This window comes from Paracoccaceae bacterium Fryx2 (assembly GCA_032334235.1).
Lineage (GTDB): Bacteria > Pseudomonadota > Alphaproteobacteria > Rhodobacterales > Rhodobacteraceae > JAVSGI01.
Genome location: JAVSGI010000001.1, coordinates 78,613 through 104,067, shown reverse-complemented (window position 1 = coordinate 104,067; position 25,455 = coordinate 78,613). Strand labels below are relative to the sequence as shown.

21 protein-coding genes and 1 pseudogene are annotated in these 25,455 nt (G+C 69.1%); 11 read left to right on the top strand and 11 right to left on the bottom strand.

The window, feature by feature from the left end; translation table 11 throughout:
- Nucleotides 1–17 precede the first annotated feature (17 nt).
- Together RNZ50_00525 and RNZ50_00520 are read left to right on the top strand one after the other, a co-directional pair.
- Nucleotides 18–254: a hypothetical protein gene (locus tag RNZ50_00525; protein MDT8853538.1), complete on the top strand. Its 237-nt coding sequence runs from the start codon at nt 18–20 to the stop codon at nt 252–254.
- An 84-nt stretch (nt 255–338) separates the two neighbouring features.
- Complete coding sequence (locus RNZ50_00520) at nt 339–686, top strand: hypothetical protein (protein MDT8853537.1); 348 nt, start codon at nt 339–341, stop codon at nt 684–686.
- 185 nt (nt 687–871) lie between these two features.
- Here the strand turns inward: RNZ50_00520 and RNZ50_00515 are convergent, their stop codons facing one another.
- Nucleotides 872–1,945: a ParB N-terminal domain-containing protein gene (locus RNZ50_00515; GenBank protein MDT8853536.1), complete on the bottom strand. Its 1,074-nt coding sequence runs from the start codon at nt 1,943–1,945 to the stop codon at nt 872–874.
- Nucleotides 1,946–2,118: 173 nt separating this feature from the next.
- Between RNZ50_00515 and RNZ50_00510 the strand changes: the two genes are divergently transcribed.
- Nucleotides 2,119–2,952 carry a hypothetical protein gene (locus RNZ50_00510; protein ID MDT8853535.1) on the top strand — a complete coding sequence of 278 codons (834 nt, stop codon included), beginning with the start codon at nt 2,119–2,121 and terminating at the stop codon, nt 2,950–2,952.
- 65 nt (nt 2,953–3,017) lie between these two features.
- On the opposite strand, the gene RNZ50_00505 is transcribed toward RNZ50_00510, so the two are convergent.
- Nucleotides 3,018–4,478 carry an AAA family ATPase gene (locus RNZ50_00505; GenBank protein ID MDT8853534.1) on the bottom strand — a complete coding sequence of 487 codons (1,461 nt, stop codon included), beginning with the start codon at nt 4,476–4,478 and terminating at the stop codon, nt 3,018–3,020.
- Between the two features lie 608 nt (nt 4,479–5,086).
- On the opposite strand from RNZ50_00505, the gene RNZ50_00500 reads away from it, so the two are divergent.
- Nucleotides 5,087–6,064, top strand: a complete 978-nt coding sequence (locus tag RNZ50_00500; GenBank protein MDT8853533.1) for a replication initiator protein A — start codon at nt 5,087–5,089, stop codon at nt 6,062–6,064.
- 15 nt (nt 6,065–6,079) lie between these two features.
- Here the strand turns inward: RNZ50_00500 and RNZ50_00495 are convergent, their stop codons facing one another.
- Together RNZ50_00495 and RNZ50_00490 are read right to left on the bottom strand one after the other, a co-directional pair.
- Nucleotides 6,080–7,186, bottom strand: coding sequence for a polysaccharide biosynthesis/export family protein (locus RNZ50_00495; protein ID MDT8853532.1), 1,107 nt, complete (start codon nt 7,184–7,186; stop codon nt 6,080–6,082).
- Nucleotides 7,187–7,470: 284 nt separating this feature from the next.
- Nucleotides 7,471–8,775, bottom strand: a complete 1,305-nt coding sequence (locus tag RNZ50_00490; protein MDT8853531.1) for a UDP-glucose/GDP-mannose dehydrogenase family protein — start codon at nt 8,773–8,775, stop codon at nt 7,471–7,473.
- 165 nt (nt 8,776–8,940) lie between these two features.
- Between RNZ50_00490 and rfbC the strand changes: the two genes are divergently transcribed.
- From rfbC to rfbA, 4 genes and pseudogenes are all read left to right on the top strand, one after another.
- Nucleotides 8,941–9,504 carry a dTDP-4-dehydrorhamnose 3,5-epimerase gene (gene rfbC, locus RNZ50_00485; GenBank protein ID MDT8853530.1) on the top strand — a complete coding sequence of 188 codons (564 nt, stop codon included), beginning with the start codon at nt 8,941–8,943 and terminating at the stop codon, nt 9,502–9,504.
- A gap of 3 nt (nt 9,505–9,507) precedes the next feature.
- Nucleotides 9,508–10,548, top strand: coding sequence for a dTDP-glucose 4,6-dehydratase (rfbB, locus tag RNZ50_00480; GenBank protein MDT8853529.1), 1,041 nt, complete (start codon nt 9,508–9,510; stop codon nt 10,546–10,548).
- A pseudogene (rfbD, locus tag RNZ50_00475) lies at nt 10,545–11,398 on the top strand (dTDP-4-dehydrorhamnose reductase). Before rfbB ends, rfbD begins: the two are co-directional and overlap by 4 nt.
- Nucleotides 11,395–12,276: a glucose-1-phosphate thymidylyltransferase RfbA gene (rfbA, locus tag RNZ50_00470; GenBank protein ID MDT8853528.1), complete on the top strand. Its 882-nt coding sequence runs from the start codon at nt 11,395–11,397 to the stop codon at nt 12,274–12,276. Before rfbD ends, rfbA begins: the two are co-directional and overlap by 4 nt.
- 10 nt (nt 12,277–12,286) lie before the next feature.
- Here rfbA and RNZ50_00465 read toward each other — a convergent pair whose 3' ends face one another.
- The 4 genes from RNZ50_00465 to RNZ50_00450 form a co-directional block, all read right to left on the bottom strand.
- The gene (locus RNZ50_00465) at nt 12,287–13,276 is read right to left on the bottom strand and encodes a hypothetical protein (protein ID MDT8853527.1); all 990 of its coding nucleotides are present in this window, start codon (nt 13,274–13,276) and stop codon (nt 12,287–12,289) included.
- Between the two features lie 43 nt (nt 13,277–13,319).
- On the bottom strand, nt 13,320–15,305 hold the full coding sequence (locus tag RNZ50_00460; GenBank protein ID MDT8853526.1) for an FkbM family methyltransferase: 1,986 nt from the start codon (nt 15,303–15,305) through the stop codon (nt 13,320–13,322).
- Nucleotides 15,295–16,275: a glycosyltransferase family 2 protein gene (locus RNZ50_00455; protein MDT8853525.1), complete on the bottom strand. Its 981-nt coding sequence runs from the start codon at nt 16,273–16,275 to the stop codon at nt 15,295–15,297. The genes RNZ50_00460 and RNZ50_00455 overlap by 11 nt, the downstream gene beginning before the upstream one ends.
- Nucleotides 16,276–16,431: 156 nt before the next feature.
- Nucleotides 16,432–17,262: an ABC transporter permease gene (locus RNZ50_00450; protein ID MDT8853524.1), complete on the bottom strand. Its 831-nt coding sequence runs from the start codon at nt 17,260–17,262 to the stop codon at nt 16,432–16,434.
- A 349-nt stretch (nt 17,263–17,611) separates the two neighbouring features.
- Between RNZ50_00450 and RNZ50_00445 the strand changes: the two genes are divergently transcribed.
- Both RNZ50_00445 and RNZ50_00440 read left to right on the top strand, forming a co-directional pair.
- Entirely contained in the window at nt 17,612–19,162 is a 1,551-nt protein-coding gene (locus tag RNZ50_00445; protein ID MDT8853523.1) for a sugar transporter, read from the top strand.
- A 33-nt stretch (nt 19,163–19,195) separates the two neighbouring features.
- The gene (locus tag RNZ50_00440; GenBank protein ID MDT8853522.1) at nt 19,196–19,894 is read left to right on the top strand and encodes an ABC transporter ATP-binding protein; all 699 of its coding nucleotides are present in this window, start codon (nt 19,196–19,198) and stop codon (nt 19,892–19,894) included.
- Nucleotides 19,895–19,906: 12 nt separating this feature from the next.
- On the opposite strand, the gene RNZ50_00435 is transcribed toward RNZ50_00440, so the two are convergent.
- The 3 genes from RNZ50_00435 to RNZ50_00425 form a co-directional block, all read right to left on the bottom strand.
- Nucleotides 19,907–21,043 carry a glycosyltransferase gene (locus tag RNZ50_00435; protein MDT8853521.1) on the bottom strand — a complete coding sequence of 379 codons (1,137 nt, stop codon included), beginning with the start codon at nt 21,041–21,043 and terminating at the stop codon, nt 19,907–19,909.
- A complete protein-coding gene (locus RNZ50_00430; protein MDT8853520.1) occupies nt 21,040–22,185 on the bottom strand; it encodes a UDP-galactopyranose mutase in 1,146 nt (381 codons plus the stop codon). The genes RNZ50_00435 and RNZ50_00430 overlap by 4 nt, the downstream gene beginning before the upstream one ends.
- Before the next feature lie 188 nt (nt 22,186–22,373).
- Nucleotides 22,374–24,566, bottom strand: a complete 2,193-nt coding sequence (locus tag RNZ50_00425; GenBank protein ID MDT8853519.1) for a hypothetical protein — start codon at nt 24,564–24,566, stop codon at nt 22,374–22,376.
- A gap of 17 nt (nt 24,567–24,583) precedes the next feature.
- Between RNZ50_00425 and RNZ50_00420 the strand changes: the two genes are divergently transcribed.
- The gene (locus tag RNZ50_00420; GenBank protein MDT8853518.1) at nt 24,584–25,414 is read left to right on the top strand and encodes a hypothetical protein; all 831 of its coding nucleotides are present in this window, start codon (nt 24,584–24,586) and stop codon (nt 25,412–25,414) included.
- Nucleotides 25,415–25,455 lie beyond the last annotated feature (41 nt).

Sequence of the window (25,455 nt, the reverse complement as noted above, 5' to 3'; positions counted from 1 at the left end):
CGGGGGCGGACAGCTTCGTGTTCGGGCTCGGCGACGGGCGCGACCGGATCACCGACTTCGGCCACCGACAGGGCGACCGGCTGCACCTCGGCGCCGACCTGTGGGACGGCCCCCTGACCGCCGCCGCGGTGGTGGCGGCCTTTGCCGAGGTTTCGGGCGACAGGGTGGTGTTCGACTTCGGCGACGGCGACCGGCTGATCCTCGACGGTGTGACCACGCTGCACCAGCTTGCAAACTTCATCGACATCATCTGACCGGGCGGGAACCCGCCCCTCTTGACCGGGGCCCGGGTTGCCGCCCGATCATCGCCCGCAACCGCATCGCAGGGAAAACAGGCCATGCCCGAGATCACCGCTGCCGAACAGCTTCTGATCGAACTCGTCAACCGCGCCCGGCTCGACCCGCTGGCCGAGGCCCGGCGCTTCGGGACAGACCTGAACCAGGGCCTGAGCCCCGGCCAGCTGGGCCCCGAGGCACGCCAGGTGCTGGCCCCGAACGCGCTGCTGCATCAGGCCGCCGAGGCACATGCGCAATGGATGCTGGACCAGGACATCTTCAGCCATACCGGGGCCGGCGGCAGCGCCCCGCATGACCGGATGGAGGATGCGGGCTATGCCTTCACCGGCGCAGCTGGACCTCGGGCGAGAACATCGCCTGGGTCCGCTCCACCGGCGCGATCACGCTGAATGGCACGATAGAGACGCAGCACCGCAACCTGTTTCTCAGCGCGGGCCACCGGGTGAACATCCTGAACGACGCCTTCCGCGAACTGGGCGTCGGGCAGAAAACCGTCTCTGTTGCGGCGTTCAGAGCCGCTTTTCACACCGCGTCGGTCTTCAGCCATTGCGCCAGCCGCACCCGCAGACCGGGGTCAAGGGCCGGCCCCGACAGGGTCAGCCGCCCGCCGCGCGTGCTGAGAAACAGGCCGGGGCGGATTTCCTCGCCCTCGGCATCGGGCTGCGCCCTCCCCCCGGCATCGCTGCGCACGGGGGCAGGCCAGGACTGGGGGTGGGAACTCGGGGCCAGATTCGGGGCCAGATTCGGGGTTCACCCCAGGGTTGCCCACGGGATCGGGCACGGACTGGAGGTCGGGAACCGCCCCCGGGTCAGGCCTGCGCGCCAGCAGCGCCGCCAGGACCGCCTGTTCCGCCTCGGCGCTGGCCGGGGGGCTGTCGCGCAGCGCAATCGCAAGGCGCGGGGCAAGGGCCGCATCCTCATCCAGCCCGCGCGCCAAGGCCAGGCCCAGCCGTTCGGGCAGGGCTGCGGGAAAGCGCAACAGTCCCCGGAGGCCGTGATAGAGACCTAAAAACGTCCCGATCTTGGAGCGTTTCGACCGGCTGGCGGCCGCGAACAGCCGCTGCAGCGCGATTTTTTCCGAGCCGAATATCCCCGCCTCGACCGCCTTCGCCGCGATCCGCGCCCGTTCCCAGTAGGAAAGCCCCAGCCGGATCTCGTTTTCCTCGACCATCGCGACATAGGCGTCTTCCGACGAGGCATGGAGGCGCGCCAGCGCCAGCACTGTGGCAAAGCGCGGCTCGCCGGTCTCGGCCAGCAATTGCCGCAGCGCGGTCAGCCGCCGCCAGCCCGAGATCAGGCCATAGCGCCCGCCGCCAAGGTCGGCCACCTCGATCGGGGTGCGCTGGCCGTGGCTGCGCAGGCTGGCCATCAGGCTTTCCAGCTCCTCCGCATCGTTGCCCAGCCGGTCGCGCACCAGCCAGGCCTCCTCGATCGCGGCGAGGTCCAGCCGCAGCACCATGCGCCCCTCGCTGCGCGCCGCCGTCAGTTCGGCCGTCACCTCGCGCAGGGCGGCGGTGGCGGCGGCATCGCCGGTGACGCGGGCAATCGGCGCCGGGGCGACGCCGAGCGGATACATCGCCTTGGTTTCGGGGGCCGGGCCGTCGAAATAGTCGTCGCGCGCCGGGGTCAGGCGTCTGCGCTTGGCCATGGAGGCTCCTTTCCGGCGACCGGATGTTTCGCGCGCGAAACATTTCCACCGCAACCTGCTGATTTCATTGTGCCCCGCCCTGCCCCTGACGCGGCGATGCTTGATCTGGAACATTCCGGGCACCGGAGCGGAAGCCTAGACTCGGGGCAGGAAAAACCGAAAGGATCCGGGCGATGACACTTTCTAGCCTCTTCAATGCCGACCTGGCCGACCCGCTGTTCCGGGGCGATCCCGTGCCGGGCAGTCTGGGCGGGCTGGCCGAGCCGCCGGTCACGGCGGTGGACCTGTTCCGCTTCGATGCCGATGTCGGCGGGCTGGTGCTGCAGGCCTCTTACGACGATCTGGCGTCGGCGCTGAACGTGGCGGTGGCGGGTGACACGGTCGTGGTCAACGACCCGGCGGTGGGCGGCACGGCCCGCGTGCTGCTCGACGGGGTGACCGTGGCCGGCCCCGCCGGGTTTGTCGCCACGCTGACGCTGGCCGCCGGGGTGCATCATTTCCAGACCCAGGGGGCGGCGGATTTCCGCATCACCGGCAATGGCGAAAACAACGGCATCTTCGGGGCCGAAGGCAACGACATCCTGAAAGGGCAGGGCGGGGCGGATTTCCTGGAAGGCTGGACCGGCAATGACCGGCTGATCGGCGGCGCGGGGCGCGACATCCTGCTGGGGATGGACGGGGCCGACACCCTGCTGGGCGGTGGCGGGCGCGACGAGCTGATCGGCGGGCGCGGCGCCGACGTGCTGACCGGCGGTGTGGGGGCGGACAGCTTCGTGTTCGAGGCCAAAGGCGGCCGGGACCGGATCACCGATTTCGAGGACGACATCGACACCCTGCGGCTTGACCCCGCGCTGTGGGACAACGCGCGCCTGACGCGGGCCCAGGTGGTGGCGGAATTCGGCGCCGACACCGAGGCCGGGCTGGTGCTGACCTTCGGGCCCGGGCTGGTGGTGACGGTGGCGGGGATGGACAGCGCGTCGATCCTGAACGACCTCGCCTTCCTCTGACGGATGCGGGAAATGTTTCGCGCGCGAAACATTTCCCCCCCGTGCCGTGCAGGGGCTGCGGGCGGTCATTTCGCCGCCATCCCGCCGGCCGCCGCCAGTTCCTCGCGCCGCCAGACCCCCAGCAGCAGCCGCTTGAAGGCGGCATAGGTGGCATCGAAGGTCTCGCGGCCGCGGATGTAGGTGTCGCGGTTGAAGTCGCGGTAATCGGCCTCGTAGATGCCGTTGACCTGCTCGCCGGCCTGGCCGATCAGCGCGGTGAAATCCTGGCGCTGCGGCGTCATGGCGCGGCCCATGTGGGCCTGCATCAGCCCGGCCATCTCGGCCTGCTGGGCGGAATCGTAGCGGGTGATCAGCAGGCGCACCGCATCCCATTCGAACGCCAGCTCGGGGCGCCCCAGCGCGCGGGCGGCCATGTTCTCGCCCTCCTCGATCGACCGGAAGGTGGCGTGCAGCATGTCGAAGAACCGCCCCGTGCTGTCGAACTCCAGAAACGAGGCGCCCACCGGCACCAGCACGATATCGGCTGCCGCCAGACCGTTGATCGTGAGATAGCCAAGCGCCGGCGGGGTATCGAGAAAGATCACGTCATAGGCATCGAGGATGCCGTCGGCCGCCAGTGTTTCGGTCAGCGCATCCCAGAGCTTCCAGCCCCGCCCCTGCATCCGCCAGACCGGAATCTGGAATTCCGCCCAGTAAAGGTTCAGCTGGCTGCCGATCAGGTCGATGTTGGGCCAGTGGGTCTTCTGGATCAGGTCGGCGCTGCGCAGCTTCAGCGCCTCGGACAGGGTGTCGTCGAGCGGCAGGGGTGTTTCGCCGCGGGCGGCGCGGGCGCGGTTGTCGGCCTGCAGGTGGCCCGCATAGTGCCGCGCCAGCAGCGGGAACACCGTGCCCCATTCGTCGGCCACCCTGCCGCCGAAGATCGAGGTCATCGAGCCCTGGCTGTCGAGGTCGATCACCAGCACCCGGTAGCCGTCGAGGGCTGCCGACATCGCCAGATGCGCCGCCGTCGAGGTCTTGCCGACCCCGCCCTTGAAGTTCGCCACCGCCACGATCTTTGCGGGCAGCCCGGCCGGGCGGTAGGGGCGGTATTCCTTGGTCTTCGACCCCAACGCCGCGAAATGGTCGCGCAGGCGCAGCACCTCTTCGAGGGTGAACCACTTCGCCCCGCCCTCGGTTTCGGCGATGCCCTGCGGCAGGTCGGGGTTGGCCTTCAGCACCCGGCGGAAATGCGCGGTGGCCACCGGGATCAGGTAGCGGGTGATCTCCCAGGTCGAGAACAGCCGCAAGGACTTGCGCCCGTCCTCGTTCAGCCCGCGCGACGCCAGATCGTCGCGCCCGCGGCCGCAGGCGGCGGCGATGGTGCCGAAGCCCGCGGTGGTCAGGGGGGCGTCAAGCTCGGCCAGGGCGACATCGGGGGCGATGTTGAAATAGGGCGGCAGCGGCTGCGCCGCCTCGCGGGGTGCCGCGTTCCGGGCGCTGCCCGGTCTGGCGGCCTCGCCCTTGCCTGCCCGTGGCCTTGCTGCCATTGCCGCCTCCTTCGCCGTACCTTGGGCACCGCATCTTGCGTCATGTGCGCGGTTTTCCTCAATGTACCTGCTTTTTGCGCACATGGAAGGATTTATCGCATCCCGATTCGCATCTTGCTGTGTTTTCTGCGCAATTTCTGCAGCCCTGCCACAGGGGCGGCGGGGGCTGTTGCAGGCGGGCCTCAGTTATCTATGTGTTATCTAATAGTTAAGGGCGGGGGCCTTCTTGCCATCCTGCTGATATCACAACGGAAAATGCGCCATCGTCAGGAACGGGCGACTCTGAACCCCCGATGTGCCGACTCCGAACCCCCGCTCGGGCGACTCTGAACCCCCGATGTTCTGCGCCGCCCCGCTGCGTGATGCTGGACGGCTGCGGCGGGGCCGGCGTAAGCTGGGTGTCACTGAAACCCCGAAGTGCCCGCCGCCCCCGCATCGCCGGGACGGTGGGCACCGCGGGGGCAGGCAGAGGCAGAAACGGGCAGCGGCAGTCGCCGCAAAGATCCGGCAGGCAAGACGGCGGGCAGATGGCACGACAAGGATCACCGGGGCCGGAGGCGGCCCCCGGGCACGCACACGGACCGGGCGTCGCCGCGGCGGGGGGGCTCTTGCCGCGGCGGCACCCCGCGGCCGATTTCTTCGTCTGCGACATCCTGGGGGCGCTGCCCAAGGACGACCTCGCCTCGATGGAACACCCGCTGTTCTCGCTGGCGACGCGGCCCGACCTGCGGGTGCTGGCCTATGCCCACAACGGCGTGGCGATCACCGTCACGCCCTCGGTGCGCGGTCTGGCGACGCTGTTTGACAAGGACATCCTGATCTACTGCATCAGCCAGCTCATGGCGGCGCTGAACGCGGGCCGCGCCATCAGCCGCACGCTGCACCTGACGGCGCATGACCTGCTGGTGGCGACCAACCGCGAAACCTCGGGCGACGGCTATGCCCGGCTCTGCGACGCGTTCGAGCGGCTGGCGGGCACCCGCATCACCACCAACATCGTCACCGGCGCGGTCGAGACCACCAGCGGCTTCGGCCTGATCGACAGCTGGCAGATCGTGCGCCGCAGCCGGGGCGGGCGCATGGTGCAGGTGATGGTCACCCTGTCGGACTGGCTGTTCCGGGCGGTGCTGGCGAAATCGGTGCTCACGCTCAGCCGCGACTATTTCCGCCTGCGCAAGCCGCTGGAACGGCGGGTCTACGAACTGTCGCGCAAGCATTGCGGGCGGCAGCCGGAATGGCGGGTCTCGGTGGCGGTGCTGGCCAAGAAATCCGGCTCGGCCAGCCCGCTGCGGGTGTTCCGCAAGATGCTGCGCGACATGATCGCGGCCAATCACCTGCCCGACTACACCCTGGCGGAAGAGCCGGGCGACATCCTCTGCGTCACCCGGCGCGATCTGGTGCTGGCCCCCGGCGAGGGGCCGCACCTGCGCCCCGCCACGCTGGAGCAGGCGCGCGACCTGGCGCCGGGCTGGGACGTTCATGCGCTGGTCGCCGAATGGGGCGACATCTGGGCGCGCAGCGGCCGCCCCCGGCTGCGCTCGCCCGATGCGGCGTTCCTGGGCTGGCTGAAGAAGCGCGGCCCTTAGGCGGCGCCCGTCAGGTCAGAACCGGTTGGTCAGGCCGAGGGTCTGGCCGATCAGACCCATCACCGTGCGCACCGAATTGAGCGGCGATTCGGTCGCCAGCACCAGATCCTCGGGCTGGATGTTGAAGTTGCGCGCGCTGAACAGACCGTCGGCCGTCGTCAGGTCCAGCGTGAAGACCGCGCGGGCCCGGTCGGGGCCGCTGCCGTCCTGGCGCACCGCGCTGGCGGGGTATTCGCGCAGGATCAGCACGCCCTTCGGGTTGGCCCGCGCCTCCTCGACGCCGCCGATCAGCGACACCGCATCCAGCGCCGACACGCTGTCCTGCGGGAAATAGACCAGGTTCTGCTGCCCGGTGGCGCCAAGCGCGATGAAATAGCGCTTGTCCTCCTCGACGATCACCTTGTCGCCGCCGCGCAGCGTGGTGTCCATCTGCGGATTTGCGAACAGCCGCGTCATCGAGATGCCATGCGTGGCATTGCCCCGCACCAGCCGGATCTGCGGGTTGCGCAGCCCGGCGGTGACGCCGCCGCCCTGGCTGATCAGGCTCAGCAGGCTGAAGTCGCGGTCGGGCAGCGGGTAGGTGCCGGCCTTGCCGACGCCGCCCACCAGATCGACCGAGTTCTGCCGCCCCGGCGTCACCGAAAGCTGGACCTGCGGCGAGGCCAGGATAGCGCCAAGCTGGGCCTGGATCGCGCTGCGCGCCTGGTCGGGGGTCTGGCCGCGCACCAGCACCTCGTCGATATAGGGCACGAAGATGGTGCCCGCAGGCGAGACCGCGATCCCCGCGATCTCGACCACCTTCTGCTGGTCGGCGGTCAGCAGCGAGTTTTCGTCATTGTCCCAGATCCGCAGGTCGACCCGGTCGCCCGGCGCGATCGACTGGGTCGAGGGCCCGCGCGACCGGGCGATCCAGTTGTGGCCCGGCACGGCCCCGCTGGAGGGCCAGCGCGACACCTTGTCGATGTTCTCGCGCGTGACCGAGACGACCATCAGATCGCGGACCTCGCCCTCGCCATCCTTCAGGATCTCGCGCTGGACGGCACCGCCGCGCGGAAGGTCGCAGGCAGTCAGCAACACCATGCCGCAAAGCGACACGAAAATCCGGAAGGCGGGCAGGCCCATGGGTCTTTCCAAACATATTTGACGTGCAGAAATCCGGCTGAGCCCCGCACCAAGGGCAAGATACTGATCTGCGGGGACAGGTCAACGGTCACCCGGCCTGCCGAGGGTTTTCCGCGGGCCTGTGGTGGACGGGCGACGCAATCGGCGGTGGCCGGGCGGAAACCGGCCGGAAACCGGCCCGTCCGGCCCCGGGTCGGGCGGGCCGGACAGGCGCGGCGGGGCCGCGGCCCCCTGCGGGCCTGCGGGGCGAATCGGCGGGGCGAATCGCCGTGCGGCCCCCGCGCTCAGCGGCCGACCGAGACGTAATCCCCAAATCCTGCGTCCAGCACCGCCTGGCGTGAATAGATGTTGCGCAGGTCGGCCATGCGCGGGGTCCGCATCGCTTGCGCCAGACGCGGCAGGTCCAGCGCGCGGAACTCGTTCCATTCGGTCAGGATCACCACCAGGTCGGCACCCTCGGCCGCCGCATAGGCATCCGCCGCCCAGGTCACGCCGGGCAGCAGGGCGGCGCCCTCGTGCTGGCCCTGCGGGTCGGTGGCCTGCACCCGCGCCCCGCCCCCCACCAGGGCCGGCACGATGGTCAGCGAGGGCGCGTCGCGCATGTCGTCGGTGTTGGGCTTGAAGGTCACCCCCAGCACCGCGATGGTGCGCCCGTTGACGCTGCCGCCGCAGATGTCGGTGATCTTGTCGATCATCCGGCGCTTGACCTCGTCATTGACCTTGATCACCGCCTCGGTGATCTGCATCGGCACCGCATGTTCCTGCCCGATCCGGGCCAGCGCCCGGGTGTCCTTGGGGAAACAGCTGCCGCCATAGCCCGGCCCCGCGTGGAGGAACTTGTTGCCGATGCGCCCGTCAAGCCCCATGCCGCGGCTGACCTGCTTCACGTCGGCACCGACCTTTTCGCACAGCGCCGCGATCTCGTTGATGAAGGTGATCTTGGTGGCAAGGAAGGCGTTGGCCGCATACTTGATCATCTCGGCGCTTTCCAGATCGGTGGCGACGACCGGAAAGTCGCGCAGCGACAGCGGGCGGTAGATGTCGCGCATCACCTTTTCGGCGCGGTCGGTCTCGATGCCCAGCACGACGCGGTCGGGGCGCATGAAATCGTCGATCGCCGCCCCCTCGCGCAGGAATTCGGGGTTCGAGGCCACGTCGAAATCCAGCCCCGGGTTGGCGGCGGCCACCACCTCCTTGACCTTGCGGTTGGTTCCGACCGGCACGGTGGACTTGGTGACGATCACCACATAGTTCTTGGCGGCGCGCGCGATCTCGGCGGCGGCGGCCATCACGTAGGTCAGGTCGGCATGGCCGTCGCCGCGCCGCGTCGGCGTGCCCACCGCGATGAACACCGCATCGGCCCCGGTCACCGCCTGTTCCAGATCCAGCGTGAACGACAGCCGCCCCGCGGCGGTGTTGCGCGCCATCAGCACGTCAAGCCCCGGCTCGTAGATCGGCACCTCGCCGCGGTTCAGCATCTCGATCTTGCGCGCGTCCTTGTCGACGCAGATCACGTCATGCCCGAAATCGGAAAAGCATACCCCCGACACGAGTCCGACATAGCCGGTTCCGATCATTGCAATGCGCATGAAAAATATCCCGATGGTGACTATGGCCTGCAGAAGGCGAGTCGGCGGGCGTCTTGTCAAGGGGTTGGCAGGGGGCCGCAGGGCGGGGGGGCAGATCGCGCATGACAGGGCGCGGCGCTTCCGCTACCCCATCAGGCAGGAGTTCCGCCGCACCCGGAGGTTTGCTTGCACATCGAACAGACGGCCTTGCCGGGCGTGCTGATCCTGCAGCCGCGGCGCTTTGGCGACGACCGCGGTTTTTTCAGCGAGGTCTGGAGCCGCGCGACCCTGCAGGCCCATGGCATCGACATCGATTTCGTGCAGGACAACCATTCGCTCAGCCGCGCGGCGGGCGTGGTGCGCGGGCTGCACTACCAGTCGCCGCCCCATGCCCAGGACAAGCTGGTGCGGGTCGGGGCCGGGGCGGTGCTGGATGTGGCGGTCGACGTGCGGCGCGGCTCGCCCACATACGGGCGCTGGGTGGGGGTCGAGCTTTCGGCGGAAAACGGGCGGCAACTGCTGATCCCCAAGGGGTTCCTGCACGGCTTCGTCACCCGGGCGCCCGATACCGAGCTGCTTTACAAGTGTTCCGACGTCTATGCCCCCGGTTGCGACGGGGCGGTGCGGTTCGACGACCCCGATCTCGGCATCGACTGGGGCATCCGTGCCGATGCCGCGATCCTGTCGGCCAAGGACCGGGCGGCGCAGGGCTTTGCCGCTTTCGCCTCGCCCTTCGTCTGCGGAGCCTGAGCGATGAAGATCCTGGTCACCGGCGGCGCGGGGTTCATCGGCTCGGCGGTGGTGCGCCAGGCGGTGGCGGCGGGCCACCGCGTCGTCAATGTCGATTGCCTGACCTATGCCGCCTGTCTGGCCAACGTGGCCCCGGTGGCCGAAAACCCGGCCTATGCCTTCGAGCGCGCCGACATCCGCGATGCCGCCGCCATGGCGCGCATCTTCGCCGCCCACGCCCCCGATGCGGTGATGCATCTGGCCGCCGAAAGCCATGTCGACCGCTCGATCGACGGGCCGGGGGCCTTCATCGACACCAACATCACCGGCACCTACACGCTGCTGCAGGCGGCGCGAGGCTACTGGGAAGGGCAGGGGCGGCCCGGCACCTTCCGCTTTCACCACATCTCGACCGACGAGGTCTATGGCTCGCTGGGGCCCGTCGGGGCCTTCAGCGAAACCACGCCCTATGCGCCGAACAGCCCCTATTCGGCGTCAAAGGCGGCATCCGACCATCTGGTGCGGGCCTGGGCGGAGACCTACGGCCTGCCGGTGCTGGTGACCAACTGTTCCAACAACTACGGCCCCTACCACTTCCCCGAAAAGCTGATTCCGGTGGTGATCCTCAAGGCGCTGGCCGGGCAGCCGATCCCGGTCTATGGCACCGGCGCCAACGTGCGTGACTGGCTGTATGTCGAGGATCACGCCGACGCGCTGCTGACCGTGCTGGCCCGCGGCCAAGTCGGTCGGACCTACAACATCGGCGGCGAAAACGAGATGCGCAACATCGACCTCGTGCGGCTGATCTGCGCCATCCTGGACGGCAAGCGCCCGGATCACGCGCCCCATGCCCGGCTGATCACCTTCGTGGCCGACCGCCCCGGCCATGACGCGCGCTATGCCATCGACCCGACCCGCATCCGCACCGAACTGGGCTGGCGCCCCTCGGTCACGCTGGAGCAGGGGCTGGAGCGCACGGTGCAATGGTATCTCGACAACGCGGCGTGGTGGCAGCCGTTGCAGGCCCGTCAGGGTGTGGGCCGGCGGCTGGGGGGCGGGACATGAGGCTGCTGGTGTTCGGCCAGACCGGGCAGGTGGCTTGCGAGCTGCGCCGTCTGGGGCCGGGGGCGACCTTCCTCGGCCGCGCCGACGCCGATCTGGCCGACCCCGGGGCCTGCGCCGCCGCGGTCCGGCTGGCCGCGGCCGATGTGGTGATCAACGCCGCCGCTTACACGGCGGTGGACCGTGCCGAAACCGACGAGGCGCTGGCGATGCGGGTCAACGGCGCCAGCCCCGCCGCGATGGCGCGGGCGGCGGCGGCGCGGGGCCTGCCCTTCCTGCACATCTCGACCGATTACGTGTTCGACGGCAGCGGCACCCGGCCTTGGCAGCCCGATGACGCGCCCGCGCCGCTGGGCGCCTACGGCCGCTCGAAACTGGCGGGCGAGACGGGGGTGCGGGCGGCGGGGGGGCACATGCCATCCTGCGCACCTCCTGGGTGTTTTCGGCGCATGGCACGAATTTCGTCAGGACCATGCTGCGGCTTGGCGCGGCGCGGCCCGTGCTGGGCGTGGTGGCCGACCAGACCGGCGGGCCGACGCCTGCCGCCGATCTGGCCGCCGCCCTGCTGACGATGGCGCGCGCCTTCCATGCCGGGCAGGGCCGGCCGGGCACCCATCACTTCGCGGGCGCGCCCGACGTGTCCTGGGCCGGTTTCGCGCGCGAGATCTTCGCGCAGGCGGGCATGGCCACCACCGTCACCGACATCGCCACCGCCGCCTACCCCACCCCCGCCCGCCGCCCCGCCAATTCCCGGCTGGACTGTTCCGGGCTTGCCGCCGCTTATGGCATCGCCCGCCCCGACTGGCGCGCGGGCCTGCGGGCGGTGCTCGACCAGATCGGAGACATTGCATGAAAGCGCGCAAGGGCATCATCCTGGCCGGCGGGACCGGCACCCGGCTTTACCCGATCACCGTGGCGGTCTCGAAACAGCTGCTGCCGATCTATGACAAGCCGATGATCTATTACCCGCTGTCGGTGCTGATGCTGGCGGGCATCCGCGAGATCGCCATCATCACCACCCCGCAGGATCAGGACCAGTTCCGCCGCGCGCTTGGCGACGGCTCGGCCTGGGGGCTTGCGTTCACCTACATCGCCCAGCCCTCGCCCGACGGTCTGGCGCAGGCCTATCTGCTGGCCGAGGATTTCCTGGGCGGCGCGCCCTCGGCGATGGTGCTGGGCGACAACATCTTCTACGGCCACGGCCTGCCCGAACTGCTGCACGCCGCCGATGCCCAGACGGCGGGCGGCACGGTGTTCGGCTACCGGGTGGCCGACCCCGAACGCTACGGCGTGGTGGCCTTTGGCCCCGATGGCCGCGCCGTCGCGATCGTCGAGAAACCGGCGGTGCCGCCGTCGAACTTCGCGGTGACCGGGCTTTACTTCCTGGACGGCACCGCCCCGGCGCGGGCCCGCGAGGTGCGCCCCTCGGCCCGGGGCGAGCTGGAGATCACCACCCTCTTGGAAATGTATCTGGCGGCGGGCCTGCTGACGGTGCAGCAGATGGGGCGCGGCTATGCCTGGCTTGACACCGGCACCCATGGCAGCCTGCTCGACGCCGGCAATTTCGTGCGCACACTGGAGGACCGACAGGGCCTGCAATCGGGCTGCCCCGAGGAAATCGCCTTCGGCAAGGGCTGGATCAGCCGCGACCAGCTGCTGGCCCTCGCCGGAGACTACCGCAAGAACGACTACGGCGCCTATCTGGTCCGGCTGGCCGGGGCGGGGGCCTGAGCCGCCCCTTTCAACCCTCGGCCATGTTGCGGATCAGGGCGGCGACCCGGCCCATGATCGCGGGGGTCGCTTCGGGCAGGCGGCTCTCGTAATCGGGCAGGGCGGGTGCCTCCATCGGCGGGAAGGGCGTGCGGTCGGCGCCCAGAAAGGTGCGGGCCGCCTGATAGTTGGTGTCGCGGAACCGAAGGCGCAGGGTCTGGCGCGCCTTGAGCGACAGAAGGCCCGCCCGGGTCTGCTGCAGGCTGGCGGCATTTTCCTGCGCCATCTGCACCAGCCGCACCACGAAGGCGTGATGCCCCTCGGACCGCGTCAGCCAGGGGTTGGACAGCCGCAGGTAATCCAGCGCGTCGGGCGGCAGCGACACCTTGTGCAGGATCGACAGGTCCGGCGGGGCGAAGTCGGGCAGCCGGGTGCAGCCGAGGGTGCGCAGGAAATCGGCAAGGATGCCGTCGGGCAGGTGGGCCGCGCCGAACAGCCGCAGGCGCACGGCGCCCACCCCGAACAGTTCGCTCCACGGGCGCAGCAGCTTCATGGTGTCGAGGAAGAACAGGGTTTCCTCGGCCATGTACTGTTCCAGCGTGCGGGCCTCGCGGTTCTCGAAATCCTTGACGAACTGGTTGTAGAAGCTTTCCAGATAGCTGTCGGGGCTGCGCAGGTAGAAGATCACGGCGACCTCGTAGCGCGTCGCCAGCACCGCCAGCCGCGCGGGGTCGAGGCCCAGCCCGAATTCCTCGCAGCTCAGCACCACCACCGGCTGCGGGGCGGCGTCGATTTCCGCGAACAGCGCGGCCCAGTGTTCCAGCGCCTCCAGCGGGCGGTCCTTCAGGCCGGGGTTGCGCAGATCCCAGCTCAGCCGGAAATGCGCCTGATAGATCCGTCCCGACTGGGGATAGAGGATGCCCAGATCATCCAGCGCCGCCGCGTTGCGCGCCAGGCTGCTTTGCAGGAAGGTGGTGGCGGTCTTGTGCGCGCCGATGTGCAGGAAAAGCCGCTTCTTCATCGTGCCCCCTTTCCCCCCGGTGTCGCCGGGCCCGTGGCGGCGGTCATTTGCGGGCGGCCCGCAGCATCGGCACATGCATGTCGATCGCGTCGAGATAGGCCCAGCCATGCGAGGGGCCGATGTCGTGCAGCAGGCGGTGAAGGCGCCCGGTGTAATGGCCGAAATCGGGCAGGTGGATCTCGCTGTCGGGCAGGTCGCGGAACGCCGCGGGCCCCAGCGCCTTCTGCATCCAGACCCACAGTTCCGCCGCGGCCTTGACGAAGACCGGCCGCAGGTCGGGGCGCAGGCCCGACCAGCACCAGTTCACCGTGTTGACATAGGACCGCAGCAGCGGGCCCGTGTCGTTCCAGCCCTCGGACAGCGCGCGCTTCAACATCAGGCGATACATTTCCAGCGAATAGAAGCTGCGCTCGTCGCCCTGCTTGATGTCCTGCCCCGGGTGCTGGCGATAGCCGTAATGCACATGGTCCAGCATCGGCACATGGCGCAGGGGTTGCAGCGTCAGCAGCTGGAAGATCTGGTCGTCGAAGGCGCGGATGTGTTCGGGAAACCAGATCTTGCGGTTGTCGAGATAGTCGCGCCGGTAGACCCGGCGCCAGATCGTCGGCTGACCGATGCTCAGCAGGGCGGCGGGCAGGGTGCAGCAGGTGCCGCCGCCGAAGGCGTGGCGCCGGGCGGCCAGAAACTCGGGGTCTTGCGCCTCGTAGGAGGGGTCATGCCGCAGGCCGCCGGTGTCGTCATGCAGCGTCTCGAACCCGCCCTGCACCACCTCCGCCCCGGTGTAGCGCGCGAGGTCCAGCAGGCCGGAATAGAGCCCCGGCCCCGGCACGTCATCGGCATCGACAAAGGCGATGTGGCCCGCATCCGACATCAGCCGCCCGTAGTTGCGCGCCGAGGCGCAGCCGCCGTTGGCCTTGCGGTGCAGCGCGACGCGGGGGTGCCCGTCATAGCCCGCCGCCACCAGATCGCCGCCGCCATCGGTCGAGCCGTCATCGACCACCAGCACACGCACCTCGTCGGACGGTCCGGCCAGGATGCCCTCGACACAGTCCACGATCCAGTCGCGCGCGTTGTACATCGCCACCACCACATCCAGCCCCGGGCGGTGCCCGGTCAGGTCGGCACTGCGCCGCAGTTTCAACAGCGGCACGCCCGCCACCGGCAGCCAGGTCTGGCGCAGGCCACGGGTCGTGCCATGCACCAGACGCGAGGGCACCTGCGTCCACAGCTCGCCCAGCACATGGTCGAGCGGGGCCTGCGCCAGATCCTCCAGGATGGCGGTCTCGGCATGGGGGGCGGTCAGCTTCAGCAGGCGCGGCGCCAGCCCCGCAAGGGCCGCGGCGGGCAGGGTGGGAAAGCGGCAGGGCTCGAACAGGCCGGACGCAGGCGCGCCCCGCTCGATCACCCCGCGCAGGTCAAGATGGCGGCGGTAATCCTGCGCCGGACACAGCGCCAGCAGCGCCGCCATGGCCCCGGGGGCCTGCGGGGTCTGCGCCACAGCACCCAGGGCCTCCTGCACCGCCGCCAGCGCATCCGGCACCGGGGCCGCGCCCTGCGCGCCCCCGACGGCGACGTTCAGCGCCAGCACGTTCCGCAGCCCCAGCGTGTCGATGTTGATCTTCAGCCGGGCGAAGGCCACGGGTTCGGGCTCGAAGCACCACACGGTCCAGCCGGGGAAGGCGCAGGCGAAGGGCAGCGCGAAGCCGCCGAACCCCGCGCCGATGTCGAGGGCCACGCCTTCGGCCGCGAGGGTCTGGGTTGCCAGCGCCGGTTCGTAGATCTCGCGCAGCCGCCACAGCGTGTCGTCGCGCAGAAAGGCATCCTGCGGCGCGGCCAGCGTCAGGCTTTGCCCGAAGGCCGCCACCGCCACGGTTTCGGGCAGCGGCACGAAATCCGGCGCCTCCCCGGCCGGGGCCGGATCGGCCAGCGGGGTCAGGTCTGCCGGGGGGGCCGGGTCTTCGGGCAGGGCCAGCGCGGGCGGGGTCGGGACGGGCGGGGTCAGGGTTGGCGGCAGGCTGTCAGTCGGCATGGGTCAGCCCCTCCAGATAGCGGTGCAGGGGGGCCAGATCGTCGTCCGTGCCCGGCGGCGGCAGATGCAGATACAAAGGGTCGATCATCCGCAGCATCGCCCGCGCCGTCTGCCGGAAGGCCCCGCGATGCGCGTGTCCGATCGAGGCGCCGCACCATTCCATGATCTTGAGACAGGAGGCCAGCACCGCCGCCCGGTACGCGGGGTCGTGGAACTGCGGCCGGCGGGCAAAGCCTTCCAGCGTCAGCCTGGTCACGGCGATGATGTCGAAGCGCAGATCGCCCGCGGTCGAGGTGATCTGCGGCCGCAGATAGCGGCGGAAATAGGTGAAGCAGGGGGTGTGCAGGAACGACACCCGTTCGGCGGCGGCAAGGACGCTGGTGTGAAAGTAGATGTCCTCGAAGAAATGCGTGTCGGGAAAGCCGATGCCGGTTCTGGTCAGCAGATCGCGGCGCACCGCCTTGTTGGCCGATTGCGGCTCCATCCGCTGGGCCAGCGGCCAGATCGCGGCGGCCCCGGGGCTGTCGCGGGTGGCAAGGCCCGCAGGGCAGAGCGCCGCCACCTGCGCGAAGCGGGCGCTGTCGTAGAACGGCCCCAGATCGCCCCGGACATCCGACAGGATGCCCCGGCACAGGATCAGGTCTGGCGCGTCGCGGTCGATCACCGCGGCCATCGCGGCGAAGGCCCAGTTCGGGCGGCTGTCGTCGGCATCCAGAAAGCAGACGTAATCGCCGCGCGCCTGTTCCAGCGCCTTGTTGCGCGCCCCCGACAGTCCGTCATTGGCCTGGCGGATGACGCGGATGCGCGGATCGTCGAGGGTGGCCAGCAGGGCGGGGGTGTCGTCGGCCGATCCGTCATCGACGATGATGTATTCGAAATCCCGGAAGCCTTGCGCCAGGACCGAGCGCACGCTGGTCAGCAAGGCCGGGCCGTCGTTGTATGTCGTTGTAATACAGGTCAGTCGTGTCATTCTTGGCGTTCGATCCTGCGCGGGATTTCCCCTGTGGCCGCCCCTGCATGGCGTGTCCCGGACTCTAAGCGTATTGCGGGACGCGCTGTCCAGCCCGAAAGCGCCCCGGGAGTGCGGCCCGGCGGTTGCGGCGCGGGGGCCAGGGCGGGGGGTGGCCTAGCGGTTCATGATGTCGCGGTGATAGCGGCGCAGCAGGAACAGCCCCGCGACCAGGAAGACCAGCGAAAAGCCCACGACATACATCGGGCTGGCCCAGACGGCGTCATAGGTCGGGTAGAAACCCCGGCGCATGATCCCGATGATGTGCACCAGCGGGTTGTACCACAGGATCGCCTGCCCGTCGGGCGGCAGCGATTCATAGGTGAAGATCACCGTCGACAGCAGGAACAGCGGAAAGGTCAGGATGCCCCAGACCGTGTCCCACAGCGGGAAGGTGGGAAAGAGATAGGCATTCAGGCTTCCCACCCCCAGCCCCAGCAGCGCGGCCAGGCCCAGGGCAAGCATGATCGACGGCACGTCCAGTATGGCCCGCGTCTCGAACAGCAGCAGGATGCCCCCGAACACCAGGTAGCTGATCACCAGATAGGTCAGCAGGTTCACGAAGAACCGCGCCAGGATCGCGTCGAGATAGGTCACGCCAGGGTAGGAAAGCAGCGCGCTGGAAAACGTGATCGCCGAGGCCACCACACCCGAGCCGCGCTGGTACAGCATCAGCGTCAGGATGCCCGTGGCATAGAACAGCGGAAAGTTGATCCCGAGCATCGGCGTCCTGATGCGCAGCCCCAGGGTCATGACCAGGGTGAACAGCGCGATTCCGCCCACGGGTTCGAGGATCGTCCAGAGATAGCCGCCGGGGGACCGCCCGTAGGTGGTCGACATCTCGCGCAGCATCAGCGCCACGATCGTGCGCGGCGTCCTGAAACGGCGGGCGGTCAGCGCGTTGCTGTCCCGCCGGCGCTTTGGCGGCTCATGTTCGCTCGTTGTCATCGTGATGCCCGCATCGATCCGCGCCCGGTTGTCCGCAGATGGCCTGCGGCACTGGATTTACCCCATCGCCTTCTGTAGAGAGAGGCCAGGCCCGAAGGCGGCGCTGCCGGAGACCTTCCATCAGTCGGAGAGCTTCTATCAGGCTGTGCCGCGTCGCGAAAGACCTGCCCACGCATTCCGCCCCTTTCCCCATTTCCCTCCGTCGTCCAGAGCCGTTGTCCGGAACATGAAACCGAAATCCCTGATCAACCTGATGAAACCCCGTGCCGCCGACGCACCGCCCCTGGCCAGGGCCCCCCTCGGGGGATCTGCCGCGGGGATCCTCGGGGCGGGGGGAAGTCCGGGCCAGATGGGGCCGGAACAGGTCGGGCCAGAACGGGGCGGGCCGGAACGGGGCGGGCCCGGGGACATCGCGGGTGGCGCCTTCGCGGGCGAAGATGGCGAGGACACGCGGCGCGGCGCGGGTGCCGAAGATGCGGGTGCCGAAGACACCGGCGGCGGCGAGGCGGCGAAATCCGCCCTGCGCGCCTCGCGCCAGGCCGAACGCCGGGTCCGGCAGGACGGCGGGCGGCAGGACGGCGGGCGGCTCGAAAGCGGGCGGCGGGCCGATCAGGAGGATGACCAGGATGACGAAAGCCGCAGCGGCCCCGGACGGGGCGGCCTGTTCCAGTCGCCGCAGACCGGCGGCCCGATGAACCGGCCCCTCGGCCGCAAGGGCGGACGCGTGGCGGGCAAGGGCAAGGGCGATCCCGACCTGACGCCGATCATCATCCGCCCGGTCGCCCCGGCCGCCCGCGCCCGGCGCCGCCACTGGATGATCCTGGCAAGCTTTCTGGGCATCGTGGTCCTGCCCGCCATCCTGGTGGCGGGGTATCTGTGGATCTTCGCGGTGGACCAGTATGCCTCGACCGTGGGCTTCTCGGTCCGCTCCGAGGAAAGCCGCCCGACCTCGGATCTGCTGGGGCAGCTGAGCCAGCTGTCGGGGGCCTCTTCAGCCGACACCGACGTGCTTTACGAATTCATCCAGAGCCAGGAACTGGTCACGCGGCTCGATGCCAGGCTGGATCTGGCGGGCCGATATTCCCGCCATCTGGCCCGGGACCCGGTGTTTTCCTACCACCCCGACGGCACGATCGAGGATCTGGTGGACTACTGGTCGTGGATGGTCCGCATCGCCTATGATCCCGGCACCGGCCTGATGGAAATCGTCGCCAAGGCCTTCGACCCGCAGGATGCGCAGGACATCGCGCAGGCGATCTTCGACGAAAGCACCCTGCGGACCAACGAGCTTTCGGCCATCGCGCGCGAGGATGCCACGCGCTATGCCCGCGAGGAGCTGGCCCTGGCGCTGGAAAGGCTGCGCAACGCGCGCGAGGCGGTCACGGCCTTCCGGATGCGCTCGCAGATCGTCGATCCCGCAGCCGACATCCAGGGGCAGATGGGGCTGCTGAACACCCTGCAGGCCCAGCTTGCCGCAGCCCTGATCGACCTTGACCTGCTGCGCGACACCACCCGCGAAAGCGATCCCCGCATCGGCCAGCTGGAACGCCGGATCGAGGTGATCCGCGCCCGCATCGCCGACGAACGCTCGCGCTTCGGGGCGGGCGGGCAGGGGCCGGGGGGCGAGGATTACGCCACCCTGGTGGCCGAGTTCGAGCGGCTGACCGTGGACCGCGAATTTGCCGAACAGGCCTACATGTCGGCGCTCTCGACCTATGACGCGGCGCTGGCCGGGGCGCAGCGCACCTCGCGCTATCTGGCCGCCCACATCAAGCCGACCCTGGCCGAAAGCCCGCGCTATCCCGAACGCGGGGTGATCCTGGGGCTGTGCGTGCTGTTCGGCTTCCTGATCTGGGCGATGGGCGTGCTGATCTACTACTCCGTGCGCGACCGGCGTTGATCGGTTGAACGGGGCGGAAACGGGGCGGGCAGGATGATCCGGCTGAAGAACCTGAGCAAGACCTTCTGGGTGCAGGGCGAACCCCGGGTGGTGGCGGCCGGCATCAACGCCACCTTCCCCACCGGGGCGCGGGTCGGCCTGCTGGGCATCAACGGCGCGGGGAAATCCTCGCTCCTGTCGATGATCGCGGGCACCCTGGAACCCGACACCGGCGAGGTGCTGTCGGACGGCACGATTTCCTGGCCGGTCGGGTTCAGGGGCAGCTTTCACCGCGACCTGACCGGGGCGCAGAACACCCGCTTCATCGCGCGCATCTACGGGGTCGACACCGAGGCGCTGAGCGATTTCGTCGAGGATTTTGCCGAACTCGGCCGCCAGTATCACCAGCCCTTCCGCAGCTATTCCTCGGGGATGCGCTCGCGGCTGTCGTTCGGGGTCTCGATGGGCATCCGCTTCGACACCTATCTGGTGGACGAGGCGACCAGCGTCGGCGACGCGGTGTTCAAGACGAAAAGCAACCGGGTCTTCCTGGAGCGGATGCACGAAAGCAGCGCCATCGTGGTCACCCATTCGATGGGCAAGATCCGCCAGCTCTGCACCATGGGCGCGGTGCTGGATCAGGGGCAGCTGCATGTCTATGACGATGTGGACGAAGCCATCGCCCATCACGAGGACATCGTGGCGCAGACCCTGGGAACGCGGGGCGACGACGAGGACCCCGAGGACGACTGAGGGCGCCCCCGGTCAGGAAGACCGCTGCGCCCGCGCGGTGGCGACCCGGCCGATGTGGCGCGCGATCACCCGGATCTCGCGGTGCGGGCGGTCGCGCCGGTTGCGCAGCCCGTCGCCCACCGCCAGCCCCAGAAGCTGCAGGTAGCCGCGCCATTCCGGCCCGTAGGCCGGCGCCTTGAGCGCCCATTTCGGCAGCACGATCAGCAGCACCGGCCAGAACATCACCGGCCCGGCCGCCGCGCGATAGCCCAGCAGGCCGTTGCGGTAGTTGTAATAGACCTTCCACAGCGGCCGGTGGACCTGCCCGCCGCCGCGGCGGAAGGTGGTGCAGTCATGCTCGAACCGCAGCCAGGGCGCAAAGCCGATCGGCCCGCCCGCCCGGCTGAGCCCGAGGGTGTAGAGCACGTCATCGCCATAGATGAACAGGTTGCCATCGGGATAGCCCACCCGCAGGATCGCCTGCCGCGACAGGAACAGGCCGACAAACGAGGTGGCGTCGATGCGCTGCACCGCCTGCGCATCATAGGCGGCGTCGGCCATGTGGAACCCCATGCGCCCGCCCCCCATCAGGGTGCGCAGGAAGCTTTTCAGGTTCCAGAACGGGTTGCGCGACGGGCGGTTCATCTCGCAGATCGCCCCGTCGGGATAGAAGACGCCGGCCGCCAGCGCCTCCCAGCCGGCTTGCGTCAGGGCTGCGGCCTGATCGCTGAACCGTGCCATGATGCCCGGTTCGGGGCGGGCGTCGTCATCCATCACCACGCACCAGTCGGGATCGAAACGCGCCATGACCTCGCGCAGCCCCTGCTCGAAGCCGCCCGCCCCGCCGCAGTTCTGCGCCAGACGGATCAGGCAGAGCCGGGGGTCGTCGACGCCTTCCAGCCAGTCGGTGCTGCCGTCGTTCGAGGCGTTGTCGACCACCAGCAGATGATCCAGCCGTTCGTCCAGCAGGCGCCGCACGGTCCGTTTCAGCTGCACCCGCCGGTTGTGGGTGACCACCACCGCCGCCAGCCGCGGCGCACCGGGTTGGCGCAGGATGCGGCCCGGGTCGGCACCGGGATCGGCCCGCAGTCCGTCAGGGTCGGGATCTGGCGCCGGATGCGCGGGCCTTGCGGGCGCGTCCGGCAGCAGATCCGGCCCCACATCCGTCATAGCGGCCTCGCGCTGAAGGCGGGCAGGGCTGCGCCCGCGGCAATCTGCTCCAGCGCGCCCCGGGCGCAATCCAGCCCCTCGCGGATCGTCACATCCATGTCGAGATAGCGATAGGTGCCAAGGCGCCCGATGAATGTCACGTTCCGCTCGGCCTCGGCGCGGGCGACGTATTCGGCCAGCAGCGACTGTTCCGCGACCAGCCGGATCGGATAGTAGGGAATGTCGTCGGGCCCGCAGGCGCGCGAGAATTCGCGGTAGCACACCGATCCCGCATGGCTTTCCCAGGGCGAGAAATGCTTGTGCTCGGTGATGCGGGTATAGGGCACCTGCACCTCGCCGTAGTTCATCACGGCACAGCCCTGATAGTCGCCGTCATGGGTGAAGCGCTCGAAATCCAGCGTGCGGTAGCCCAGCCGGCCGATGTCGTAATCATACCAGCCATCCAGCGGCCCGGCATAGAACACATGGTCATGATCGCCCGCCTGGTCGCGGGTGAAGCGGGTTTCCAGCTTCACGGTGATGCCGGGATGGTCGAGGATGCGCTCCACCATGGCGGTATAGCCGTTTTCCGGCATCCCCTGGAACCTGTGGAAGAAATAGTTGTCGTCATAGTTGAAGCGCACCGGCAGCCGCTTCAGGATCGAGGCGGGCAGTTCCGACGGATGGCAGCCCCACTGCTTCTGCGTGTAGCCCTTGAAGAACGCCTCGTAGAGCTGCGGGCCGACAAAGCGCAGCGCCTGTTCCTCGAAGGTCTGCGGATCGGTGATCGAGGTGTCGGCCTGTTCGGTCAGGAAGGCGCGGGCCTCGTCGGGGCGCATGGTGCGGCCGAAGAACTGGTTGATGGTGTGCAGGTTCACCGGCAGCGCATAGACTTGGCCCCCCGAGATCGTCTTGACCCGGTTCTTGTAGGGCAGGAACGTCTCGTAGCGGTTCACGTAGTCCCAGACCTCGGCATCGTCGGTATGGAAGATGTGCGGGCCATAGATGTGCACCATGACGCCGGTTTCGGGGCAACGCTCGGTGTGGCAGTTGCCCGCCACATGGTTGCGCGCGTCGACGATGGTGACCTCATGGCCCGCCTCGGCCAGGTGGCGGCCGATCACCGCCCCCGACAGGCCCGCACCCACCATGAGAAATTTCATGCCCGCCATGAAGGCCCTCTGTCATTGTTGTTCGTTGCAGAAAAAGCGCCGGAACCCGACTTTTCGGATGCTTAGCAGATCATTTCGGTCAGGAGAACAGCGCAATCCGGCCGACGGCGGAATCAGGGCAGCGGTGCAGACCGGCACGGGCGGGGCCTTGCCGGGGGCCTTTGCGCACCGGGTCGGGGCTAGGGCGCGCTGCGGTTGCGGGGGATGACCAGACCTTCCTCCAGATCCGGCGGGTCGGCCCGCAGGGTGGCTGCGGGGCTGAACCGGGCCAGCATGTCGGCCTCGGCCGCATCGGCAGACAGGAAGACCTCGGCCTGGGTGCCCGCAGGCACGCCGGACAGGCTGATGGTCATCGTCGCCGCCCCCTCGCGGCAGTCGGCGGGGACCGTGCGGAAGTCCAGCATCCGGGGGGTCAGGCCCTCGGCCGGGGCTTCGACCCCGATGCCGCAGGCCGCGAAGGTGGCCGAGATCCCGACCGCCGCCCCGGGCACGTCGGTTCCGGCGGCGAAGGTCCGGGCATTGACGAACAGCCGGTCCGGCAGGCCCTGATAGGTGGCCGTCACCCGGGCGTCGGTCTGGCCCGTGCCCTGGCCCAGGTAGGCGACCCCGCGGACCGAGTCGTAGAACCCGTAGGTGCCGCTGTTGCGCGCGCACCCCGAGATGCCGGGCAGCGCCAGCTTGCCGGTGCAGCTGTCCGCGACCCGGTCGGTGAAGGACCGCGTCTGCAGGAAGCGCGTCCCGCCGTCGCCGTCCGGGGCGCCGAGGGGATGCCTGCGGGCCAGCGGGTCGGGAATCTGCGCCGCCTCGATTTCCAGCAGGACCATGCCATGGGCGGGAAGGGCGACCTGGCGGCCGTCGAACCCGGTCCGGTCCGGCTCTCCGGCCCCGTCGAGCGTGGTGACGGTTGCCTGCGCGCCGCCATCCAGCAGCGCGGCCGGCAGGCCCGCCAGCGCGAGCGGCACCGACACCGCCGCATCGCCCTCGTTCCACAGCAGCACCGCCGCCTTCGCCTGGTTGAGCCCGGCCAGGCCGCGCACGCCCTGCGCCGTCAGGCCGGTCCCGGCGAAATCGAGACGGGTGCGGACGACCGGCAGATCCGCCAGCATCCGGATCGCGTGATAGCGCACGGTCGGCCTGAGCTTGCCGTTCCGGCTTTGCAGGAAGCCGTATTCCCCTCCGACCCAGTAGGACATGCAGACATGCTGCACGTCGGTTGCCCGGTTGAACTGCGCGACATCGCCGATCATGTCGACGGCCACCTGCAGCGGCGTGGAGTCGAGGTCCTCTTCCCGCGTCCGGGCGCCGTCGTTCAGGTTCTGCCCTGTCAGCGGGGTGCGCGGCGCATATTGCGTGAAGATGACCGGTCCGAAATCGGTGCTGGTGCCCAGGACGTTGCGGACCCCGCTCAGGATGATCGCCCATCTGTCGCTGAAGCTGTTGAAGCTGAGAAAATCGACCGGTGCGCCGGGTGCCGTAGCGCGCAGGGCATCGATCACCTCGTCAAGATAGACTTTCCGGTTCGAGGTCATTTGGACCGGCGTCAGATTGGACGCAAGAAAGCTTGCCAGCCCGAACCGGGAATGGGGGTCCATCACCGGCCGCATGGCCGCGCTGTAAAGCGCGAAAAGCTCGACAATGCCCATCGAGCTGCCGTCGAGCAGCGCGGCGTTGTCGGCCTTGCGCGCCTTGGCGTTCTTCTTGCCTTTGTCGTTCGACGCCCTGCGCTCCAGCGCCCCCAGCAACGTATGGCTGGGCTCGTTCCACAGCGACCACAGCACCGGGTAGGGATGCTTTGCCTCTGCCGTCCACGCCGCCATCAGCCGTGCCGCGGCCTCGGGGTCGACGGGGGCAGGATGCGCGTCGGACCGCTTCTTGCCAGGCTCGAAGAACCCGTCGGACGGGGCCTGATACTGTGCCGGGGCCCCCGTCAGCTGATAGAGCTGGGCGACATCGAGATCGCCGACCATGCGCTGATACCCCGTCAGCCAGGCGCCGGGCGTGTCATGCAGGTAGGTCGGGCGGCTGGAGGCGTCACCGGCGATCTCGAAGTCCTCGGCCAGGGCCGGAACCGGCGTGCCCGGATCCTTGTACCAGTGGTCGAACTCGATATTGGAACACATCAGTCCCGGACCCAGATCGTCGATGTAGGGTCCGGCATCGGCCAGTTCCGTCCGCCGGATGTTGGTGGCGAAGCCGATCTTCGACTTCAGGTTGGGGTAATACTCGACGACGCCGAAATCCGCGACGACCGGGCCCTTGGTGCCGGCCTGAACCAGATGTTCCGGGCCGGGGCTGCCGGGCGGCACCGGGGCCGGAGGAACGGCCGTTGCCAGCAGGAAGGCGATGCCGCCAAGCGATGCGATAAAGGTCATGGGTCAGGCTGCCTGTCATGTCGCGCCAGAGCGCGCGGCCGTTCCCGAAACGGCGAAGCCCCGAGCTTGGGCCGATCCTGCGCGGCTTGCAACGGCAATCCGGGGCCGGGCGCGGTCTCGGGGCGGACCGGCGCCAATCCGCCGGCCCCCCTGGCGCAGGGCGGGTGCGCAAGGCGGGCGATCAACTTAAGGGGTGCAACGCCAGAGAAACCCGGCTAGATTTTCCGCGCCTTCTCCCTGCGGACAGACGGAACCGACGACAGATGGAGCACGTATTCGAGACCCTGGCGAACGCCCGCCTGATGCAGTTGCGCAGACTTGAACAGGACGGCGCGGTGGTATCGGGCCGCCACATCGTGCCGGGGGCGTGGTTCGTGACCGATACCGAAGCGGGCGAGATCGACGGCACGTTCGCCTCCGCTCAGGGCATCCTGCTGCGGTTCGGCTTCGATGTGCGCAGGCCGGGGCGCTGGCTTGCGTTCAACCTGGCGCTGGATGGCGCGGTGTTGACCGCGGATCAGGTGATCGGCGTGATCGTCGATGCCGAGGCCCCGACCCCCGTCCCGTTCCATTTCAGCATCCGTTCCGGGCAGACCGGCGCGGCTTTCAGCGACAGCCGGTTCGCAGAGACACACAGTGCGGGGCCCGGCCGCCGGACCCGGGTCAGCCTGTTGCGCGTCCGCGATGCGCCTGCGTTGCTGGAACCCGCGCCGTGGCGCAACCTGAGAATGGTCTTCAGCCCTGCCAGCTTCGAGTTTTGCCTGCATGATGCGCGCGTCTTCATCGCGTCGGGGCACACCCCGGCATCCCTGGCCGGAACGCCGGATCCGGTGGCGGCGTCAGCTTGACATCACCCCGCGGATATTTCATCCGGCATCATCAAGCCGTT

What these genes read in the sequence shown, in the direction of transcription:
- RNZ50_00520 (MDT8853537.1), top strand. Translation starts at nt 339, where the DNA reads ATGCCCGAGATCACCGCTGCCGAACAGCTTCTGATCGAACTCGTCAAC.
- RNZ50_00515 (MDT8853536.1), bottom strand. Translation starts at nt 1,945, where the DNA reads ATGGCCAAGCGCAGACGCCTGACCCCGGCGCGCGACGACTATTTCGAC.
- RNZ50_00510 (MDT8853535.1), top strand. Translation starts at nt 2,119, where the DNA reads ATGACACTTTCTAGCCTCTTCAATGCCGACCTGGCCGACCCGCTGTTC.
- RNZ50_00505 (MDT8853534.1), bottom strand. Translation starts at nt 4,478, where the DNA reads ATGGCAGCAAGGCCACGGGCAGGCAAGGGCGAGGCCGCCAGACCGGGC.
- RNZ50_00495 (MDT8853532.1), bottom strand. Translation starts at nt 7,186, where the DNA reads ATGGGCCTGCCCGCCTTCCGGATTTTCGTGTCGCTTTGCGGCATGGTG.
- RNZ50_00490 (MDT8853531.1), bottom strand. Translation starts at nt 8,775, where the DNA reads ATGCGCATTGCAATGATCGGAACCGGCTATGTCGGACTCGTGTCGGGG.
- rfbB (MDT8853529.1), top strand. Translation starts at nt 9,508, where the DNA reads ATGAAGATCCTGGTCACCGGCGGCGCGGGGTTCATCGGCTCGGCGGTG.
- rfbA (MDT8853528.1), top strand. Translation starts at nt 11,395, where the DNA reads ATGAAAGCGCGCAAGGGCATCATCCTGGCCGGCGGGACCGGCACCCGG.
- RNZ50_00465 (MDT8853527.1), bottom strand. Translation starts at nt 13,276, where the DNA reads ATGAAGAAGCGGCTTTTCCTGCACATCGGCGCGCACAAGACCGCCACC.
- RNZ50_00460 (MDT8853526.1), bottom strand. Translation starts at nt 15,305, where the DNA reads ATGCCGACTGACAGCCTGCCGCCAACCCTGACCCCGCCCGTCCCGACC.
- RNZ50_00455 (MDT8853525.1), bottom strand. Translation starts at nt 16,275, where the DNA reads ATGACACGACTGACCTGTATTACAACGACATACAACGACGGCCCGGCC.
- RNZ50_00450 (MDT8853524.1), bottom strand. Translation starts at nt 17,262, where the DNA reads ATGACAACGAGCGAACATGAGCCGCCAAAGCGCCGGCGGGACAGCAAC.
- RNZ50_00445 (MDT8853523.1), top strand. Translation starts at nt 17,612, where the DNA reads ATGGGGCCGGAACAGGTCGGGCCAGAACGGGGCGGGCCGGAACGGGGC.
- RNZ50_00440 (MDT8853522.1), top strand. Translation starts at nt 19,196, where the DNA reads ATGATCCGGCTGAAGAACCTGAGCAAGACCTTCTGGGTGCAGGGCGAA.
- RNZ50_00435 (MDT8853521.1), bottom strand. Translation starts at nt 21,043, where the DNA reads ATGACGGATGTGGGGCCGGATCTGCTGCCGGACGCGCCCGCAAGGCCC.
- RNZ50_00430 (MDT8853520.1), bottom strand. Translation starts at nt 22,185, where the DNA reads ATGAAATTTCTCATGGTGGGTGCGGGCCTGTCGGGGGCGGTGATCGGC.
- RNZ50_00425 (MDT8853519.1), bottom strand. Translation starts at nt 24,566, where the DNA reads ATGACCTTTATCGCATCGCTTGGCGGCATCGCCTTCCTGCTGGCAACG.
- RNZ50_00420 (MDT8853518.1), top strand. Translation starts at nt 24,584, where the DNA reads ATGTCGCGCCAGAGCGCGCGGCCGTTCCCGAAACGGCGAAGCCCCGAG.